Source organism: Lacinutrix sp. MEBiC02404 (genome assembly GCF_053601575.1).
In genome coordinates this window covers 1-316 of record NZ_JBSHNV010000138.1, presented here as the reverse complement: position 1 = coordinate 316, position 316 = coordinate 1, and the positions used below count along the sequence as shown (strand labels likewise).

At 39.6% G+C, this 316-nt stretch carries 1 protein-coding gene; it reads right to left on the bottom strand.

Annotation, left to right across the window (positions count from 1 at the left end):
* A partial coding sequence (locus ACVCXO_RS03720) for a hypothetical protein (RefSeq protein ID WP_452228251.1) occupies positions 1 to 316 on the bottom strand: 316 nt, incomplete at both ends.

Sequence of the window (316 nt, the reverse complement as noted above, 5' to 3'; positions counted from 1 at the left end):
GAACCACAAGGACCACAAACTACATTTAAGTTATTGAAGTCGTAATTGGAAGTTACGTTATAAACACCATCTGCATCACAGCTATCTGAACCACAAGATTCAAGCGCAGCAATATTAGCAGTATTCCAAGCATCGGCAATGGTTTCGTTATCATCCGCTGTACAATCTACAGAGGTATCTGTAACTGTAGTACAAACTGTTAAATCTGGACCGATAGAATCGTTAAGCGTAAGAATGGCAACAAGTATAGTTTCGTTATCACAATCATCTGCAACGGTATAGGTAACTGTAATTGTACCACCAAGTCCACAAGTGG